Below are 15,946 nucleotides of genomic sequence, written 5' to 3' on the forward strand. Positions count from 1 at the left end.
TTTTTCATTTCAGGCTTCGCGAAGAACCAGATCTATCCGAGCTTCACGGTGCGAAGGCGCAGGGCGTTCGCGATCACGGAAACCGAAGACAGGCTCATTGCTGCTGCTGCGATCATCGGTGACAGGAGCGTCCCGAAGACCGGGTAGAGAATGCCAGCGGCCACCGGCACGCCGAGCGCATTGTAGACGAAGGCAAAGAACAGGTTCTCCTTGATGTTGCGGATGGTCGCCCGCGCCAGAGCGCGCGCCCGCACAATCCCGTTCAGATCGCCCTTCACCAGCGTGATGCCAGCACTTTCCATAGCCACGTCTGCACCGGTCCCCATGGCGATGCCCACATCGGCAGCGGCGAGTGCAGGCGCATCATTCACGCCATCGCCCGCCATCGCCACGCTGGCTCCCTTGGCGCGCAGCTCCTCGATCAGCGCCTGCTTGCTCTCCGGCAGCATGTCGGCGCGCACTTCATCAATGCCGAGGCGTTCTGCCACCGCCTTTGCCGTGCGGGCATTGTCGCCGGTCGCCATGATGATGGTGAGGCCGAGATCATGAAGCGCGCGGATCGCATCGGCCGTCGTCTCCTTGACCGGATCGGCGACGGCAATGAGGCCGGCTGCCTTTCCGTCGACAGAAACGAACATGGCTGTCTTGCCATCGCTGCGCAGTGCGTCGGCCTGTTCAACCAGAGCGTCAACCGTGACGCCGGCCTCTTCCATCATCGCCCTGTTGCCCAGCGCGACATGGTTGCCCGAGACCGTGCCGGAAACACCCTTGCCGGTGATTGCCTCGAAATCGGAAGCCGTTTCGAGTGTGACGCCACGCTCTTCCGCGCCAGCGACGATTGCCTCGGCCAGCGGATGTTCGGAGCCTCGCTCCAGACTTGCCGCCAGTTTGAGGAAGCGTTTTTCGTCGATCCCTTCGGCAACCACCACATCGGTCAGTTTCGGACGCCCCTCGGTCAGGGTTCCGGTCTTGTCCACGATCAGCGTGTCCACCCTGGCAAAGCGCTCCAGCGCCTCGGCGTCCTTGATGAGGACACCCGCCTGCGCGCCCCTGCCCGTCGCCGTCATGATCGACATGGGTGTGGCAAGCCCAAGCGCACAGGGGCAGGCGATGATGAGCACCGAGACCGCCGAGACGATGGCGAAGACCATTGAAGGCGCAGGACCGAACATCGCCCAGACGACAAAGGCAATGATGGCGACCAGCACCACCGTTGGCACGAAGTAGAACGAAACCCGGTCGGCCAGCCCCTGAATGGGGGCGCGCGAGCGCTGGGCCTTGGCCACCATGTCGACGATCTGCGACAGGACCGTTTCCGAACCGACCCGGTCGGCGCGCACGATCAGCGTGCCATTCTTGTTGATCGTGCCGCCCGTTACCGGGTCCCCTTCGGCCTTTTCGACGGGAACGGGCTCGCCGGTGATCATGGATTCATCGACGGAGGAACGCCCCTCCTCGACCGTGGCGTCGACGGGAATGCTGTCGCCGGGGCGCACCCTCAACCGGTCGCCTTCACGCACGTCATCCAGCGGCACATCGGCCTCAGAACCATCCTCGGCGATGCGCCGCGCCGTTTTCGGCGCAAGATCGAGCAGGGCCCGGATGGCCGAGCCGGTGCGCTCACGCGCTCTCAGCTCCAGCACCTGACCGAGAAAGACCAGCGCCACGATGACGGCCGCTGCCTCGAAATAGACCGGCACCACACCGCCTTCGCCGCGAAACTGGGCTGGGAAGATATCCGGCATCAGGGTGGCGACGACGCTGTAGGCATAGGCCGCGCCCACACCGATGGAGATGAGCGTCCACATATTGGGGCTGCGATTGACGATGGAATCGTAGCCGCGACGGAAAAACGGCAGCGCCGCCCACAGAACCACGGGCGTTGCCAGCGCGAATTCCAGCCAGACCGCAAGCGGCTCACCGATCCAGTGGCGGAAAGGCAAGCCAACCATCGGCCCCATCGCGATCAGCAGCAGCGGAACCGCCAGAACTGCGCTTACCTTGAAACGGCGGGTGAAATCCACGAGTTCGGGATTGGGCCCCTCCTCGCCGGTGGGCACGCCCATAGGCTCCAGCGCCATGCCGCAGATGGGGCATGAACCCGGCTCGTCGCGAATGATCTCGGGATGCATGGGACAGGTGTATTGGGTACCCCTGGGCATGGGCTCCTGTTGCCGCGCGCCATCCAGATACCGCTCCGGATCAGCTTCGAACCGGTCCTGACAGCGCTGCGAGCAGAAATAGTGACGCTCACCGCCGTGCTCCAGCGTGTGCCCGGCTCCCTCTATCGTCACGTCCATACCGCAAACCGGGTCACGCGCCGTGGCTTCGGCGTGAGCCTCCTTATGTCCGCCACAACAGGCTTTTCCAGCGTGGTCATGTTTATGCGCATCGGCCATTGCACACCTCCAGAGATATGTGTTCGCTCCTGCGTTACTCCTTCCAGCCGCTGGAAGGTCAAACCCCTCTTCGCCTCAATGCAAAAAGGGCGACCCGATCGAGCCGCCCTGACATCCTGTTTCCCGCAATATGTGAAAGGCGCTAGCGCAGCATGCCCTTCACGATGCCGCTGGCTTTGCCGAAATCCATACGGCCGGGGAATTTTTCCTTCAGAACGTTCATGCAGCGCCCCATGTCGCGCAAACCGTCTGCGCCGACTTCCTGCACCACCTGGGCGCAGGCCTGCTTCAGATCGTCTTCGCCAAGGGGTTTTGGCAGAAACTCGGTGATCACCACGATCTCCTCGCGCTCCTGCTCTGCGAGCTCGAGGCGGTTTCCTTCTTCGAAAGCCTTTGCCGATTCCTGACGCTGCTTGGCCATTTTCGAGAGAATCTGGAGGATATCCTCATCACTCACAGGATCCTTGCCGGCTCCGCGATTGGCTATATCGCGGTCCTTGATAGCGGTCTGAACCAGACGCAGCGTCGAAACGCGGCGTTTGTCCTTCTGTTTGACGGCATCGTTCAACGCCCTGGCGAGTTTCTCGCGCATCATAACACCTGTCTCCAGTCACTAGGATGAACATAGCCCCGGCCGAATCTCGAAGCAAGCCGCAACGCCCCCATAAGTCATTGGAAACATTGGCATAAATATTTATTTGCTACAGATTGACCGTTTTTGAGCCTTTGCCTATTGTCCGCGACCTGCATGGACAATTTCCGTTTCGGCCTGAATCCACCGGCGATTTCGCCCGGGGCTGGACCCATGTCGATGGGCCATATGGCCTATAAGGCACTTTCTTTCAAGGCCCCTCGGGCGCAAGCCTCTTGCGCTCGGCGGCAAAAAGTGAGAACCGGTCTGCTCGCAGATCATGCTAAAGGAACCTGAACGGAGCGCCCGGTCATATGACCGTGATCGCGCCCGGGCACACGAAGGATGGAGACTTCCCAATGGCGACCAAGACCGCCCCATGGAGCACGACCCGGCCAACGGCTCTCATCGTGCTTGCCGATGGCACTGTCATAGAGGGCAAAGGCATTGGCGCTGGCGGAGAGGCCATTGGCGAGCTCTGCTTCAACACCGCGCTCACCGGCTATCAGGAGGTTCTGACCGATCCGTCCTATGCCGGGCAGATCGTCACCTTCACATTCCCGCATATCGGCAATGTCGGCGCCAATGACGAAGACATCGAAGACCTGCACCCGGCGGCGCGCGCTGGCGCGGTCGGCGCTGTTTTCCGCGCTGACATCACCAACCCCTCGAACTACCGCTCCGGCGGCCATCTCGATGGCTGGCTGAAGCGCCGCGGCATCGTGGCCATCAGCGGCGTGGACACGCGCGCGCTGACCGCGCTTCTGCGCGAAAAGGGTGCGGCCAACGCGGTGATCGCACATAATCCCGATGGCGCGTTCGACATCGAAGCCCTGAAGAGCAAGGCGCGCGAATGGTCGGGTCTCGTCGGCCTTGATCTTGCCAAGGAGGTTACCTCCGGCCAGTCGATGGGCTGGACGGAAACGCCTTGGGTCTGGGATGAAGGGTTTGGCACGCAGGACGAGCCGACCCACCACATCATCGCTGTCGACTATGGCGCGAAGCGCAACATCCTGCGCCTTCTGGCCGGTCTCGGCGCGAAGGTGACGGTGGTGCCCGCCAAGACCAGCGCCGCAGACATCCTCGCCATGAAGCCCGACGGCATCTTCCTCTCCAACGGCCCCGGCGACCCGGCGGCAACCGCCGATTATGCCGTGCCGATGATCCGTGAACTGCTTGAAACCGACATCCCGGTTTTCGGCATCTGCCTCGGCCACCAGATGCTTGCTCTGGCGCTTGGCGGCAAGACGGTGAAGATGCACCAGGGTCACCATGGCGCGAACCACCCGGTCAAGGACTTCACCACCGGAAAGGTGGAGATCGTGTCCATGAACCACGGCTTTGCGGTGGATGGCGACACGCTGCCGGAAGGTGTGGAAGAGACCCATGTCTCACTGTTCGACGGCAGCAATTGCGGCCTGACCATCGCCGGACGCCCGGTCTTTTCGGTGCAGCACCACCCGGAGGCCTCGCCCGGCCCGCAGGACTCGCACTACCTCTTCCGCCGCTTCGCCAATCTGATCCGCGAACGGCGCGGCGAGCCCGCACTGGCGGAATAACGACACAGCAAAAAGGGCGGCTCACAGGCCGCCCTTTCCTTTTCAGCACTCCGTCTTCCGTCAGGTCGACAGGCGAAGCCGGACGATTTTCTCGCCAATCTTCTCGAACACCTTCTTGAGCTGACTGCTGGAGGGAGTGTCATAGTACTGATCCGGTCGACTGGCGCATGCGCTCATCAGCGTACCTGTATCGGAGTCGTCCTCTTCAAGCCGGATCGTGTAGATGTCGATCCCGTCCTTTTTGGCATAATTGCAGGCCTCAAGCGTCTTGTTGTTCATCAGCTTGGTCGACTTGCCGGAACTCGCGTTCACTTCACCCTCGAGGCGACCGTCGACCATGTATCCAAAGCTCGAGTAGCGCGACCTGAGACGATCATCACGAACACCGAAGATATTCTTGCCGTCGGTCAGCACAACCATCACCTTGATGATGCCGTCATCCGGATTACCGCCCGCAAAGGGCTCCTGCGGCGAGAGTACCCGCGAGCCCCACGCCACACCCTCCATGATGTTCGTGTTGCCGCTTGCCTTGAGCTTTTTAACCTTCGTTTTCAGATCGGCGTAGTCGTTCGTCAAAGGCGTCAGAGGTTCCGAAACACACATATAGTTCGGGCCACGGTTGTCCTCCAGGTCCTCGAGCGTAACGCGCTTGTAGATCTGTTTGTAACCGTTGTAGCCATATTTCTTGAGCTTTTTCTCCCGGTCGTTGCCACGCGGATCGACCTCGGATTCGATGTAATCGTTACGGTAGTCCTCGGGCTCATCGATCGCGAATGTCGGTATGAACAGCGATGCCTGCTGTGCAGGAACAGCCGGTGTGTCGGCTACATCGTGACGTTTGTCGCCATCGGGCATGCGTGTCTCAACGCAACCTTTCCATTCAAGCCCCATATTATGATAGGCCTCGAAGCGGCTAACCCCGGCTTCCAGCTCCAGCTGAGGGATCTCGCTGACGCCTTCAAGATCAAGCCATGATGCGCCTGTATCCTTGACGATCTTGCCGTTTTTATCAAAATCCGGCGCGAACTGCGGACCGACATTGACGAAGGTGGAGAACGGCACAAGCGCAAAACGCAGGCGCTCGGGATCCTTGACCTGCGCAGAGATGTTGTCGACCAGCCCCTCGACTGCCGTTTTCATGTCGCGGAGTTTGCGACCGCTCATGGAGCCCGTCGTGTCCAGAACCAGAGCGATTTCATAGGAAATCAGCGCCACATCCGCCTTCGACAGGGCGGAAACCGGCATACTCTCCTTCCCGAGAATACCGCCGAAGAACAGCTTGACGTCCACGTCCGCCGTTACGGTGACGGATTCATCGACACGGTCGACGTCCAGATTCTTGAAAACAACGGGAAGATTGCCCGCAAGATAGGATTCGGCGATCGTGCGCGCCTCGGTATCCGTGATCGTCTTGCCCTTTTGCGCGACAGCAAGTGCTGCACTGTCCAGACTGTTCTGGAGACTTGCACGCACGCGGCTCATATTCGCGTAGTCCAGGGCAAAGCCAGAGCCCCCGATGAGGGCCATCGCCGACAGAGCCGTGATCATTGCAAAATTGCCAGATCGGTCCGCTCCGAAACGCTCACACAAGCGCGTCCCGGAACGCAAAAAGCGTTCTAAAAGAGAAATCATATGCCCACCCAAGCTTTTATTGTTTGGGGCAATCTATTTCTCTGCTTTTAAAAACACGTTAAACGCGAGTTGTAAATTTTACACGCGTAAATTGTGAGCCGGGTAATGCTTTTTTCTACGGAACAGTAGTCCCAGGAGCCAGATTACAGAAAAGCCAAATAGAACGCCGATGCCTGTCCAGATAAATCCGTGAAGCGTCAATGGAACCGCTGGTTCATAATCATCCAGCGCGCCCTGTAGAAGCGGTCCGTCGGGAGAGCGCGCGACGATAAGCGGTCGCAGAACGGGCGAAGCCTCGTCAAATGCAGCTGACTGCCGCTCCAGATCGCCAAGCCGCCCGATCGCGACACGAACGGACGTGGCGCGGTCACGCAGAAAGTCGCTGCCCGCCTCTTCGTAGACGACAATAGCTCTCTCGCGGGTGAGGTTGTTCCGGGTGGCGTCGGCATCGAAGGCCGAGACCACCAGCCTTAGTTCATGCAGGGCGCCATTGAGGCGCTGGCGGTATTGCTGTGCGAACTCCGGCGCCTGCGAGGTTGCGGCTCCACATGCCAAAGCCACGGCAAGGCCGAGAATTCGTCCTGTTCCAAACATGTTCAGATCTACCTCTCGGGTGGCAGCAGAACAGCTGGCTTCGGCTTAGATCGGATCGTTGAACGTATCGCAATCGGCCAGCCGTCCGCTTTTGAGCCCCCGCGCAAACCATGTCCGCCGTTGCTGCGACGTGCCATGATTGAAACTCTCCGGCACCACATACCCCTGGGTGCGGCGCTGCAAGGTGTCGTCGCCAATCTGGTTGGCAGCGTTCAGCGCTTCCTCGATATCACCATCTTCCAGAAGCCCCTTCTGAGCCGTGTAATGCGCCCAGATGCCGGCGAAGCAATCCGCCTGCAATTCGACACGGATGGACATGGCGTTGGCCTCGGCCTGGCTCATGCGCTGGCGCATCTGGTTGAAGCGCGGCAGGATGCCGGTCACGTTCTGCACGTGATGCCCAACCTCATGCGCCACGACATAGGCCTGGGCAAAATCACCGGTCGCGCCGAAACGCCGGGCAAGCTGATCGAAGAAGCTCAGGTCGATATAGACCTTCTCGTCGCCGGGGCAATAAAATGGCCCGGTCGCCGCCGAAGCAAAGCCGCAGGCCGAACGCACGGAATCGCTGAACAGAACCATCGAAGGTTCTTTGTAATCGAGGCCCTGAGATTCGAAGATGCCGTTCCAGGTGTCTTCCGTCTCGGCGAGAACGACGCTGACGAACTGCTTCATCTCGTCGCTTGCGCCGCCTGTTTCCTGACGCTGTGTCGTGGTCGTCTGGCTTCCTGCGCCCGGCTCGCCAGTGAGCATGCCCAGCGGATCAATCCCGCAGGCCCGCAGAACGAAGAACAGGACGACAAGAACAATGATCCCGGACAAGCCGCCGCCAGCGCGCCTGCTACCACCGGAAGGCAACCTTATGCGCCCGCCGGATCGACCAAACCCACCCGGTAAAGAACCACCGCCGCTCGAGCGGCCCCGGCGGTCTTCGACATTGCTGCTTTGACGGCGGCCTTTCCAGCGCATGCGTGCAATTCCCAGTTGTCTTCAGTGAACTCTAGTTATCGGCTTATACACCACAACGCCAGAGATTGTTTCCCGTCAGAATCATATCCGAAGCGGCTCAGGACATGATGACAAAGTCCTTGCCCGAACGTGTTTCCGGATGAAGCGGGGCGTCAGTTAAAATCATCACCATGCCCGGATGCATGCGGTCATGCATGGCTGCGGAAAAGGCATTGTCCGTGGTCAGCCGCGACAGAAGTCGCTGCTCGGGCTGGAAATTGCCATCCGCGCCACTGTCATGGCTGATGACATACCAGCTCATGCCCTGCGCCTCTCCATCAGCGCCGTGAAGCACAAAGGCGTGGCTGCCAAGCTTCCCGCGCCCGGAGATGTTCAGATCTCCCTCGGCCAGAACGCGGCCATTCTCGACAAGCATGATGCGCCGGTCGGCGGATGAGGCAATCACCGAGGTAACGGGATATTGCTCGGCCGCGCTCCAGTCCTTCGGGTGCTTCTTGCCGTCCAGCGAGGCTTCGATCTTCTCGAACTCATGCTCGGCATAACCGGACAGGACCATGCCCGGATGCGTCAATTCCCAGGGGTCTCCATGCGCGCCGGAAATGATGACCGGCGTGCCCAGATGGGTAACCTCAAAGAGCTTTTCGGAAAAGGCCATCGGCAGGCGCACACAGCCATGCGAGGCGGGATATCCCGGCAGATTGCCTGCGTGAAGCGCGATGCCCGACCAGGTCAGCCGGTTCATGTTCGGCATGGGCGCATTGTTGTAGGTGCTGGAGCGATGGTCCCTGTCTTTCTGAAGAACCACGAAAACACCGGTCGGCGTCTCATGCCCCTGCTTGCCCGTCGAGCAGGTGGAGGCAGCGATGCGGATGCCGTTGCGGTAAACATGCACGCGCTGCTCCGGCAGCGACACGACCACTGCAACCGGCCCTGAAGGCTGACGGTCCGGGTGCCAGGTGAACTCACCGGGCTTCAGCGCATTGATGTCCTTGAGCACCTGCTCTGCGGCCACTTCCAGCCCGATCAGGCCTGCTGCTCCCAAGGCCCCTGCCCCGACCATAAAGCGCCTGCGGTTCATGCCTGACATTCCCAAGTCGCGCATTCCCATCAAGCTGGCTCCTCTCCCCGATGCCCTCCAGAAGCGCGGGAAGCGCGGAAGGCTTCAAAGACAGCATTACAGCCAAGCTTTCCACCCAAGTAAAGCAACCATAGGCGGTGAGGCGCTAATCCGTCCGGTCAACGCAGAAGCCAACTGAAAGCCCGCTTCAGCGCTTCCGCACCATCACGTTCGAACCAGCGGCCATGTGCAATGATGACACGCTCCGGTCCCCAGCCGATCATCGTTTCCACGGCCCGTTTCAACGCGGGGCGCTGGCTGGCGAAGGTGAGGCGCATGTCGCGCGGCATCGCGCCTTGCGGCGCAAGAACGCCGCCAAGCCGCGCCATGATGCGCCGCCACCAGTTGAGTTTCTGCGGCTCGAAATTCTCGATGAAATCCGTCAGGATCAGCGTTCGGCTTTCGATGTGGAAGAACTCCACCTCCGTCATGAAGCTGCCCGCAACCGGCAGGGTGCGGATTTCATCATCCCACGGATAGCCGTTCTCGTCCGTGAGTTCGCGTGTCGGGAAGTCGATGTGGCCCCTGGCCTGTTCGCGAATGCGCGGGGCCATCCAGATTTCAGCATCGGGAAAGGCAGCGCGCCACACCGGCACCCACCAGTAATGGATGCGGTTCGGCGCGACGATGAAGCGAACCGGCCCCAGCGTCTCCACGGCCGCACGCAGATCCTCCGTCATATGCGTCGGCGAATGCACGAAAAGACCGCCACCGCGCAGCCGGATGATCGTCATGCGCGTGGGGAACGGCATTTTGAGACCCGGCGGACCAAAGGGAATTGTCGGGCCGTCAACAATCCAAAGATTTTCCGTCACCGGCTTCAGCGTGTTGAGCGGCGGATAGGTGGCAGTTTCTTCATGTGCGCCCATGGCCTGCTCCCAACGGTTTGATGCCGGCTTGAGATGCCGCGCCTGCGAGAATCGGGGCAGCAGAAATGAGCGTCCCCCGCTCCGATACGGTGCCACCCGCCCCTCACAAGCGCAACTTGCCGTGTACAATATGCCTTCGTAACCTTTGGTCGCGTTGAAATCGTCATTTTCGGGGTTCCGTCAGGGCCGCCCATTGCCTATAAGGCGCGCCTAGCCCGACAATTTTTTGCCCGGCCTGCGCGCGGCATCCGCCCGTGCGGCGACGGCTTCTACGCGCGAGTGTACTTCCATGCCCAAACGCACCGACATCAAGTCGATCCTGATCATCGGGGCCGGCCCCATCGTCATCGGCCAGGCCTGCGAGTTCGACTATTCCGGCACCCAGGCCGTCAAAGCGCTGCGAGAAGAGGGCTACCGAGTCATTCTGGTGAACTCCAACCCGGCCACCATCATGACCGACCCGGAGCTTGCCGACGCCACTTATATCGAGCCGATAACGCCGGAAGTGGTCGCCAAGATCATCGCCAAGGAGCGCCCGGACGCGCTGCTGCCCACCATGGGCGGCCAGACCGCGCTCAACACCGCACTCAGCCTGCGCCGCATGGGCGTGCTCGAGCGCTACAATGTCGAGATGATCGGCGCGCAACCGGACGCCATCGACAAGGCCGAGGACCGCTCGCTGTTCCGCGAGGCCATGGCCAAGATCGGCCTCGAGACGCCGCGCTCGATGCTGGCCAATGCATCCGACGTCAAAAACGCCGACCGCCAGAAGCACGAAGTCAAACGCCAGGAGCTGAAAGACACGCTCTCCGACGAAGCGCTCGACGCAGCGCTGGACGATCTGGAAAACGAGTGGAACCTCGGCGAGAGCGACCGCAAGCAGCGCTACATGAACCACGCCATGGGCGTGGCCGCGCAGGCGCTCGACTTCGTCGGCCTGCCGGCAATCATCCGTCCCTCCTTCACGCTGGGCGGCACGGGCGGCGGCATCGCCTACAACCGCGAAGAGTTCTTCGAGATCGTTTCTTCCGGTCTCGACGCCTCGCCGACCACGGAAGTGCTGATCGAGGAATCCGTGCTCGGCTGGAAGGAGTATGAGATGGAAGTGGTTCGCGACCGCGCGGACAACTGCATCATCATCTGCTCCATCGAGAACGTCGATCCGATGGGCGTGCACACGGGCGATTCGATCACCGTGGCCCCTGCCCTGACGCTGACGGACAAGGAATACCAGATCATGCGCAACGCATCGATTGCGGTGCTGCGTGAGATCGGTGTGGAAACCGGCGGCTCGAACGTTCAGTTCGCCGTCAATCCGGAGAATGGCCGTCTCGTCGTCATCGAGATGAACCCGCGCGTGTCGCGCTCCTCCGCGCTGGCCTCCAAGGCGACGGGCTTCCCCATCGCCAAGATCGCAGCCAAGCTCGCCGTCGGCTACACGCTGGACGAGCTGGAGAACGACATCACGGGCGGCGCGACGCCGGCATCCTTCGAACCGTCCATCGACTATGTGGTCACCAAGATCCCGCGCTTCGCATTCGAGAAGTTCCCGGGCTCCAAGCCGGTTCTCTCCACGGCGATGAAGTCGGTCGGCGAAGTGATGGCCATTGGCCGCACCTTCGCGGAATCCTTCCAGAAGGCGCTGCGCGGCCTTGAGACGGGCCTGACCGGTCTCGATGAGATCGAGATCCCCGGCTATGTCGTCGATGGCGATCCTTCCGAAAACAAGAACGCCATTCGCGCGGCCCTTGGCACGCCCACGCCGGACCGCCTGCGCATGGTCGCCGAAGCGATCCGTCTCGGCACCAGCCTTGAAGACGTGCACACGATGTGCCGCATCGACCCGTGGTTCCTGGAGCAGATCGCCGCGATCCTCGCCATGGAAGAACGCGTGCGCGAACATGGCCTGCCGGAAGATGCGGAAAACCTGCGTCTGCTGAAGTCCATGGGTTTCTCGGATGCACGCCTCGCGTCGCTCACGAAGAAAGAGGCGGAAGAGATTCAAAAGCAACGCCATTCGCTTGGCGTGCACCCCGTCTACAAGCGCATCGACACCTGCGCGGCCGAGTTCGCGGCGCCCACCGCCTATATGTACTCGACCTACGAGCTTCCCTTTGCGGGCGAAGTGGCCGATGAAGCCCGCGTTTCGGACCGCAAGAAAGTGGTGATCCTTGGCGGTGGCCCCAACCGTATCGGCCAGGGCATCGAGTTCGACTATTGCTGCTGTCACGCCGCCTTCGCGCTGGCCGACGCCGGTTACGAGTCGATCATGGTGAACTGCAACCCGGAGACGGTTTCCACCGACTACGACACGTCCGACCGCCTCTATTTCGAGCCGCTGACGCCTGAAGACGTTCTGGAGATCCTGCGCGCCGAACAGGCGGCGGGCACGCTGCATGGCGTAATCGTGCAGTTTGGCGGCCAGACGCCGCTCAAGCTAGCCGACGCGCTGGAAAAGGCCGGCATCCCGATCCTCGGCACCGAGCCCGACATGATCGATCTGGCCGAAGACCGCGACCGCTTCCAGAAGCTGCTTATCAAGCTTGGCCTCAAGCAGCCGAAAAACGGCATCGCCTACTCGGTCGAGCAGGCCCGTGTCGTGGCCTCCGAACTCGGCTTCCCGCTGGTCGTGCGCCCGTCCTATGTTCTGGGTGGCCGCGCCATGCAGATCATCCACAATGACACGATGCTGCAGACCTATCTGCTCGACACCGTGCCCGGCCTGGTGCCCGAGGAGATCCGCCAGAAATATCCGGCCGACAAGACGGGCCAGATCAACACGCTGCTCTCCAAGAACCCGCTTCTGTTCGACACCTATCTGACCGAAGCAATCGAGATCGACGTGGACTGCCTGTCCGATGGCAGCCAGACCTATGTGTCGGGCATCATGGAGCACATCGAGGAAGCCGGCATTCACTCGGGCGACTCCGCCTGCTCGCTGCCGGTTCACGGGCTCGACGCGGAGCTGGTCAGCGAACTGGAGCGCCAGACGGCAGCCCTTGCCCGCGCCCTCAAGGTTGGCGGCCTGATGAACGTGCAGTACGCCGTGAAAAACGGCGAGGTCTACGTTCTTGAAGTCAACCCGCGCGCCTCGCGTACGGTGCCCTTCGTCGCCAAGACCATCGGTCGCCCGATTGCCAAGATCGCAGCCCGCATCATGGCCGGCGAGACGCTGGGAGACGCCTTCTCGCATTACGGCTCCATGCCCGATGCACGCGAGCTGGGCCACATCGCCGTCAAGGAAGCCGTGTTCCCGTTTGCCCGTTTCCCGGGCGTCGACACGCTGCTTGGACCGGAAATGAAGTCCACCGGCGAGGTGATGGGCCTCGACACCGATTACGCGCTCGCCTTTGCCAAGGCGCAGCTCGGCGCCGGCGTCGACCTGCCGCGCGAAGGCACGCTGTTCGTGTCGGTGCGTGACGACGACAAGGCTCGCGTCCTGCCGGCCGTCAAGCGTCTGGCCGATGCCGGCTGGCATGTTCTGGCCACCGGCGGCACAGCCCGCTTCCTGCGTGAAAACGGCATCGAAGCCGAGAAGATCAACAAGGTTCTGGAAGGCCGCCCGCACATCGAGGACGCCATCCGCAACCGTCAGGTCCAGCTCGTCTTCAACTCGACGGACGGCCAGAAGGCCATGTCGGATTCCAAGTCGCTGCGTCGCGCAACGCTGATGCAGAAAGTGCCCTACTACACCACGATGGCGGGCGCTGAAGCCGTGGCCGAGGCCATTCTGGCGCTCAAGGCCGGCAGCCTCGAAGTCCGCCCGCTGCAGAGCTATTTCGGCTAACCGCAAGCAACACTACGCAGCCGCCCGCAAATGACAGGCGGCTGCGCCTTGCTCTCCTTATGGAAGCGCGCGCTCATCCGCCCCGGCAGTGCGAAACTGCCGTCGATAGGCCATGGGTGAAGTGCGGAACGCATCAACGAAGCGCTGCCGCATGGTGACGGCCGACCCGAAACCCGCCGCCTCGGCAATGGTTTCCATCCGCCTGTCCGTGGTTTCGAGAAGGCGCTGAACAAGCGCCAGCCGCTGCGCAAGAATCCACTGCGACACCGTTGTGCCGGTTTCCTTGCGAAAGCGGCGCGAGAAGTTGCGCCGGCTCATTGCCGCCTTCTCGGCCAGACGGTCAAGGCAGAGCGGCTCGCTGAGATTGCCGGCGGCCCACTCCAGCGTTTCCTTCAGAAGATCGCCCTGAAGCGTCTTGTGCAGCGGCTGTTCGATATACTGCGCCTGTCCGCCGCTGCGATGCGGCGCCACCACCATGCGCCGTGCAACGCGATTGGCCGTCTCTGCCCCGTGGTCACGCCGCAGGAGATGCAGGCAGCAATCGATGGCCGCAGCCGTTCCCGCCGAGGTCAGAACATCGCCTTCATCCACATAGAGCACGCTGCGATCCAGAAACACATGCGGATAGCGCTCGGCGAAATCCTCCGCAAACACCCAGTGGGTGGAAGCCCGTCGCCCATCGAGAAGGCCCGCCTCGGCCAGAACAAAGGCCCCGACGCACAGCCCCACCAGCCGCGCGCCCCGTGCATGGGCGCGTTGAAGAGCCTCGAGCAGCGCCTCAGGCGGTCTGATCTCTGGCCCTGGCCAGGCCGGTACGATCACCGTATCCGCAGTCTCAAGCGCCGAAAGATCGTGTTCCACGAACAATGAAATCCCCGAGGTGGTCCCGATCCGCCCCGGTGTCTCGGCGCACACGATCAACGCGTAACGCGGTGCCGTCAGGCGCGCCAGATCGTCGGCAAACACCATGCAGGGCACCGAAAGGTGGAACGGGCTGATCCCCTCAAAAGCCACGACCGCAATCCTGTGCACCCCTTCACTCCCCTTCATGGCCCAAATCCATCGCTCTTTGTCGTCCGGGACACTTGTGACTGAAAGGCAGTTAAACGATTTTCCGGATCGTTACAAATCGACTGGTAATCACGCAGCGAATTATCGTAACTGAACCTGTAAACGAGAGGCAGATTGATGACCGAAGCATTGCACCCAAGCATTAGAACCATGACGGGAAGCACGCCGAAAGAGGTGATAACCCCGGGAAAAACAGCACTTATTGTTATTGATTTTCAAGAAGAATATTTTTCCGGCAGAATGCCTGTCCCCAATGGCGAAGCAGCGCTATCCAAAGCGCTTGAGCTGATCGCATGGGCCGACGCGAACAAGATTGCCGTTTATCATATACAGCATGTAACGCCGAAAGGTGCGCCAATCTTCGCGCAAGATGGAGAAACGGTCGCATTTCACCCGGAAATCGGGCCGGCAAAGCATCATCATGTCCTTTGCAAGACGTCCGTCAGCGTGTTCCCAAGCACCGATCTCGATGCCCGTCTCAAGGTGGATGGGATCGACACGCTCGTCATTGCCGGACTGATGACCCATGCCTGTGTTTCGGGAGCGGCGCGTGATGCGGTTCCGCTCGGATATGACGTGATCGTTGCCTCCGACGCCTGCGCCACACGCGACATCACCGGACCGGATGGGAAGGTGATTTCCCACGACGTTCTGCACGAGGCATCGCTGGTGACGCTTTCCGACACCTTTGCCGAAATCCTCGACACGAAGGCCATTCTCGCTCTGAAAACCCGTTAGAGCGCGAATCCGGGGCTCCGTATTTCAAGGCCCCGCGCATCCATTTAAAGCACCAAGGACTTTTCTGAAATGAAGCGCTTTGCAAGACATGCCCTGCCTCTTGTGGCAATGCTGGCTGTGATAGCAGCCTGTACGAGCCAAGCATTGATCAAGAAAGGGTTGATTTCCTTTCCCGTATCCGAACTCGAATGGATCGAGATCCCGGATTCGGGTGGCATAAAATACGCGAATGTTCGGGGCGACCTTGCAGGCGAGAGCCCTTACGAGGCTTTCGTCCTGTTTCCGGCCGGCAAGAGCAATCCGTATCATTATCACAGTCGGGACATTTCGACGGTGGTGATGCAGGGCACATTTTACGCCGTGGTCGACGGCGAGCGTACAGAATATCCGGCTGGATCATTCTACTTCCTGCCGGGACGACTGGACCACTTCAGCGGTTGCGCTGAAGGCCAAGACTGCCTTCTCTTCCAGTATCAGGACGAAGGGTTTGACCTCGTCCCGCAAAAGGTGAAGGCCAAGGCAGATTGAATGAAGCAGAGCGCGCCCTTCTGAAGGGCGCGCTCTATTTTCTCACGCAAAG

General features: G+C 61.0%; 12 protein-coding genes. 4 read left to right on the forward strand and 8 right to left on the reverse strand.

All coding sequences use genetic code 11. From position 1 onward, the window contains the following. Positions 1 to 32 precede the first annotated feature (32 nt). A complete protein-coding gene (locus tag DEJ54_RS17800; RefSeq protein WP_113155735.1) occupies positions 33 to 2,399 on the reverse strand; it encodes a heavy metal translocating P-type ATPase in 2,367 nt (788 codons plus the stop codon). A 142-nt stretch (positions 2,400 to 2,541) separates the two neighbouring features. Further along, positions 2,542 to 2,991 (reverse strand): GatB/YqeY domain-containing protein, encoded by a 450-nt coding sequence (locus DEJ54_RS17805; protein WP_113156380.1) that lies wholly within the window; start codon positions 2,989 to 2,991, stop codon positions 2,542 to 2,544. Between the two features lie 398 nt (positions 2,992 to 3,389). On the opposite strand from DEJ54_RS17805, the gene carA reads away from it, so the two are divergent. Then, the gene (gene carA / locus DEJ54_RS17810) at positions 3,390 to 4,589 is read left to right on the forward strand and encodes a glutamine-hydrolyzing carbamoyl-phosphate synthase small subunit (RefSeq protein ID WP_113155736.1); all 1,200 of its coding nucleotides are present in this window, start codon (positions 3,390 to 3,392) and stop codon (positions 4,587 to 4,589) included. Positions 4,590 to 4,649: 60 nt separating this feature from the next. Here carA and DEJ54_RS17815 read toward each other — a convergent pair whose 3' ends face one another. The 5 genes from DEJ54_RS17815 to DEJ54_RS17835 all read right to left on the reverse strand — a co-directional run bounded on the left by DEJ54_RS17815 (position 4,650) and on the right by DEJ54_RS17835 (position 9,770). After that, positions 4,650 to 6,137, reverse strand: coding sequence for a TadE/TadG family type IV pilus assembly protein (locus tag DEJ54_RS17815; protein ID WP_113155737.1), 1,488 nt, complete (start codon positions 6,135 to 6,137; stop codon positions 4,650 to 4,652). Between the two features lie 162 nt (positions 6,138 to 6,299). Continuing rightward, positions 6,300 to 6,815 (reverse strand): DUF2937 family protein, encoded by a 516-nt coding sequence (locus DEJ54_RS17820; protein WP_113155738.1) that lies wholly within the window; start codon positions 6,813 to 6,815, stop codon positions 6,300 to 6,302. Between the two features lie 45 nt (positions 6,816 to 6,860). After that, positions 6,861 to 7,784: a neutral zinc metallopeptidase gene (locus DEJ54_RS17825; RefSeq protein ID WP_113155739.1), complete on the reverse strand. Its 924-nt coding sequence runs from the start codon at positions 7,782 to 7,784 to the stop codon at positions 6,861 to 6,863. Positions 7,785 to 7,881: 97 nt separating this feature from the next. Continuing rightward, on the reverse strand, positions 7,882 to 8,862 hold the full coding sequence (locus DEJ54_RS17830; RefSeq protein ID WP_222474074.1) for a L,D-transpeptidase: 981 nt from the start codon (positions 8,860 to 8,862) through the stop codon (positions 7,882 to 7,884). A 158-nt stretch (positions 8,863 to 9,020) separates the two neighbouring features. Then, on the reverse strand, positions 9,021 to 9,770 hold the full coding sequence (locus tag DEJ54_RS17835; protein ID WP_113155741.1) for a DUF4336 domain-containing protein: 750 nt from the start codon (positions 9,768 to 9,770) through the stop codon (positions 9,021 to 9,023). 289 nt (positions 9,771 to 10,059) lie between these two features. On the opposite strand from DEJ54_RS17835, the gene carB reads away from it, so the two are divergent. After that, positions 10,060 to 13,557: a carbamoyl-phosphate synthase large subunit gene (carB, locus tag DEJ54_RS17840; RefSeq protein ID WP_113155742.1), complete on the forward strand. Its 3,498-nt coding sequence runs from the start codon at positions 10,060 to 10,062 to the stop codon at positions 13,555 to 13,557. A gap of 57 nt (positions 13,558 to 13,614) precedes the next feature. On the opposite strand, the gene DEJ54_RS17845 is transcribed toward carB, so the two are convergent. Next, the gene (locus DEJ54_RS17845; RefSeq protein ID WP_204360829.1) at positions 13,615 to 14,607 is read right to left on the reverse strand and encodes a GlxA family transcriptional regulator; all 993 of its coding nucleotides are present in this window, start codon (positions 14,605 to 14,607) and stop codon (positions 13,615 to 13,617) included. 138 nt (positions 14,608 to 14,745) lie between these two features. Here DEJ54_RS17845 and DEJ54_RS17850 point away from each other — a divergent pair, with 138 nt between their 5' ends. Continuing rightward, entirely contained in the window at positions 14,746 to 15,366 is a 621-nt protein-coding gene (locus DEJ54_RS17850) for a cysteine hydrolase family protein (RefSeq protein ID WP_113155744.1), read from the forward strand. Between the two features lie 69 nt (positions 15,367 to 15,435). Then, entirely contained in the window at positions 15,436 to 15,894 is a 459-nt protein-coding gene (locus tag DEJ54_RS17855; protein WP_113155745.1) for a cupin domain-containing protein, read from the forward strand. Positions 15,895 to 15,946: the final 52 nt, after the last annotated feature.

This window comes from Nitratireductor sp. OM-1, from assembly GCF_003296175.1.
Taxonomy (GTDB): domain Bacteria; phylum Pseudomonadota; class Alphaproteobacteria; order Rhizobiales; family Rhizobiaceae; genus Nitratireductor; species Nitratireductor aquimarinus.

Excerpts from the sequence above, each read along its gene's own strand:
- DEJ54_RS17800 (WP_113155735.1), bottom strand. The coding sequence starts at position 2,399 with ATGGCCGATGCGCATAAACATGACCACGCTGGAAAAGCCTGTTGTGGC.
- DEJ54_RS17805 (WP_113156380.1), bottom strand. The coding sequence starts at position 2,991 with ATGCGCGAGAAACTCGCCAGGGCGTTGAACGATGCCGTCAAACAGAAG.
- carA (WP_113155736.1), top strand. The coding sequence starts at position 3,390 with ATGGCGACCAAGACCGCCCCATGGAGCACGACCCGGCCAACGGCTCTC.
- DEJ54_RS17815 (WP_113155737.1), bottom strand. The coding sequence starts at position 6,137 with ATGATCACGGCTCTGTCGGCGATGGCCCTCATCGGGGGCTCTGGCTTT.
- DEJ54_RS17820 (WP_113155738.1), bottom strand. The coding sequence starts at position 6,815 with ATGTTTGGAACAGGACGAATTCTCGGCCTTGCCGTGGCTTTGGCATGT.
- DEJ54_RS17825 (WP_113155739.1), bottom strand. The coding sequence starts at position 7,784 with ATGCGCTGGAAAGGCCGCCGTCAAAGCAGCAATGTCGAAGACCGCCGG.
- DEJ54_RS17830 (WP_222474074.1), bottom strand. The coding sequence starts at position 8,862 with ATGAACCGCAGGCGCTTTATGGTCGGGGCAGGGGCCTTGGGAGCAGCA.
- DEJ54_RS17835 (WP_113155741.1), bottom strand. The coding sequence starts at position 9,770 with ATGGGCGCACATGAAGAAACTGCCACCTATCCGCCGCTCAACACGCTG.
- carB (WP_113155742.1), top strand. The coding sequence starts at position 10,060 with ATGCCCAAACGCACCGACATCAAGTCGATCCTGATCATCGGGGCCGGC.
- DEJ54_RS17845 (WP_204360829.1), bottom strand. The coding sequence starts at position 14,607 with ATGAAGGGGAGTGAAGGGGTGCACAGGATTGCGGTCGTGGCTTTTGAG.
- DEJ54_RS17850 (WP_113155744.1), top strand. The coding sequence starts at position 14,746 with ATGACCGAAGCATTGCACCCAAGCATTAGAACCATGACGGGAAGCACG.
- DEJ54_RS17855 (WP_113155745.1), top strand. The coding sequence starts at position 15,436 with ATGAAGCGCTTTGCAAGACATGCCCTGCCTCTTGTGGCAATGCTGGCT.